The 2,510-nt window shown below is 58.7% G+C and carries 3 protein-coding genes; all 3 read right to left on the bottom strand.

Features of this window, described 5'->3' with window-relative positions:
* A partial coding sequence (locus JMV16_RS24635; protein WP_201496038.1) for an AAA family ATPase occupies window positions 1-175 on the bottom strand: 175 nt, incomplete at its 3' end.
* Window positions 176-326: 151 nt separating this feature from the next.
* Complete coding sequence (locus JMV16_RS19840) at window positions 327-980, bottom strand: DUF6904 family protein (protein WP_201496049.1); 654 nt, start codon at window positions 978-980, stop codon at window positions 327-329.
* Window positions 981-2,009: 1,029 nt separating this feature from the next.
* Window positions 2,010-2,510, bottom strand: a 501-nt coding sequence (locus tag JMV16_RS24320; RefSeq protein ID WP_236580623.1) for a hypothetical protein, incomplete at its 5' end; no start/stop codon positions are given.

Below are 2,510 nucleotides of genomic sequence, written 5' to 3'. Positions count from 1 at the left end.
GGATCTCTCTTGCAAAAGTAGCCGGATCGGGTCGTGGGGGCAGGCCCCTCGCCAAGCGTTCCGTGATGACTTCACGCGCTGATTCGGACACCGTTTCGTAGCCTCTGGTGGCGAGTTCTGCGAGTAGTGTTGTCTTCCCGGCGCCGGGGCCGCCGGTTATTACTATGCGACGCATGGCAAAGTGGTGGATTACGACGCCTAACGTTCGAGCTAAGCGGGCGGCAGCGACAGGACGCCAGGCCCGGGCCGGTGAAAATGTACAGAGTACCACCGGCCCGGGCCTGGTGGCCTGCCGTTGGCGCTCCGCTTGAGCGAGGGGTTAGGCGTCACCACTTGAAGTCGGGCCATTCCGACAGGTCGGTCATGTCTTGTGGCTTTGCGCCCTGGTCGTGGGCTTGCTTCGCAACGGTGCGCTCGAATTCTTGGTAGGCCTGCGAGAAGGGGGAGATTTCGTCGAGCAGGCGCGGCAACCGGCGGAAGCGTGCCTTGCCCTGGCCGGCGCCGTACAGAAACTCCCTAGTCTGTTGTGTTACGAACTCAAGTAAGAAGCTGTCGTGAAGAAGGTTGAAGTTGGCCAGCCACCTCATACACATTGCGCCGACGGCCGGATCAAACTCCGCGAGCGCTTCTGCGGCACATGCTTCAAGCGAGTACAGATGCGCTTGCACCCGGCGATCTGTGGGCATGTAGGCGCATGCTGATCGCAGCATGCCGAGTTGAACAAGGAAGACCGGCCACAAAATATTGACTGCCGAGTAATTCGCGTATGTCTCGGCATCCGATGGCCATCGATCGCGCTTTCCCTCCCGGGCCTTGCGCAGATCGTAGGCAAGACCCAGAGCAAACTCGTAGTGATGCGCAGACAGAGGGCCTGTCTCCGACGCGAGGGCATGAACCGTCTCGTGCAGGCTGCTCAGATCGAGGTAATCGCCGCCAAGCATGATACCGGCGCCGAACTTGGTTGGACGAGATACAAGCATGTGTTGTCGGATGCGATTGAGGCTGTGGTGGAGTAGATCATAGAGTGGTTGGCGTCAGCTGTAGCGCGTCGGTTGGGGGATTACTGCTGGGGCCCCGCCCCGGTGGCTGCATGTGACGCCTAACGTTCGAGCTAAGCGGGCGCCGACGGCAGGGCGCCAGGCCCGGGCTGGCGAAAATGTACCGCGTAACGCCAGACCGGGCCTGGTGGCCTGCCGTTGGCGCTCCGCTTGAGCGAGGGGTTAGGGCGCACCTGCGTGGACCGTGAAACGGCCCTCTTATGTGCCGGGCGGCTTAGGCGGCTCGGGTGTCGGCGGCACGGGTGCGGGTTCGTCGGTTTTGACAAACATCGGGACGAAGAATGTCCACAGGAGCAGTAGGACAGAGCCCAAGGTAGGACTATATATGTTCCAAACAACGAACGGTCCGCCGAGCGTGTATGCCCAAATTGCGAAGGCGACTGTCGCCACTGCTAGCTGACCTTTATGCTTTACTTCACTCACTCTAACAAGATAAAGTGGAGTGCCGATCAAGAGTACGAAGAATACAAACTGAATTAGCGTTGAATTGCTGATTCCGAACGAGGCGGCTGCGGTGTTTGCTGCTGTCTGAGTAATCAATGGAACTGCGCTTGCGGCCGAGGCTGCCGAAGCAGCAGTACCTACCGGCTGCGCTGCAGTGCTTGACCCATCTCCTGCGAATCCAAGGAATCCGGCAAGTGCCATGTATAGACCCACCACTTCGGATGGAATCATTTTGAGCAACTTGTCCTAGTATGGTTGAGTTGCATTGACTTGACGTGTCATGGCGATCCTCCCTTTAGCAGCGCATTCTGTTGCAATCTGAAGGGCAGCGCAACCCCGATGCTGGCTGTGCGCCCTAACGTTCGAGCTAAGCGGGAGCCGACGGTGGGACGCCAGGCCCGCGAGGTGCAGAATATACCAAGGCGCCTCGCGGGCCTGGCGGCCCGCCGTTGGCGCTCCGCTTGAGCGAGGGGTTAGGCCACGCCTTGCGATGCTTTTGCATTTTTCCTACTCATCTCGCGGGAGTTCTCGAATCTCGACGGTGCCGCCGGCTTCGTACGTCGGGTTCCCAATAAGGAATACCTTTGCTTCAGCCATACTTTCGGCGCGGACGCGGATGATGCCGTCCATGTCAGTTTCTGACATTTGATCTGCTTGACCCTTCTGAAACTTCAAACCCAGGCCGATGAAACTGCCGCCGTCGAAGCGCCCTGTGGCGTGCAGATTTGAGAAATAATTGTCCCATTTCTCGCCATCGTTTGCGGCCTCCGCGTTCAGTGCGTCGTTGTACATGAACAGGATAAATTCTTTCATAAACTCTTGCCAGGGGCCCTGTTCGAAAGAGCCACTGAATGTTGAGGTAGCGTACTTTGCATGTGACTTAGTCCGCTCTGAACAACCCAATTTCAGCGCGTAGACGGTGCCAGCAACGAACGCGGCGCCGGCGTGACGAGCATCAACGCCAGCATAAGTTGGCCGACGAGGGCGCAGTAAAGCACCCGCAGGTGC

Origin of the sequence: Rubrivivax sp. A210, from assembly GCF_904426505.1 — a bacterium.
Taxonomy (GTDB): domain Bacteria; phylum Pseudomonadota; class Gammaproteobacteria; order Burkholderiales; family Burkholderiaceae_C; genus Rubrivivax.
This window is presented reverse-complemented; position numbering and strand designations above follow the sequence as displayed.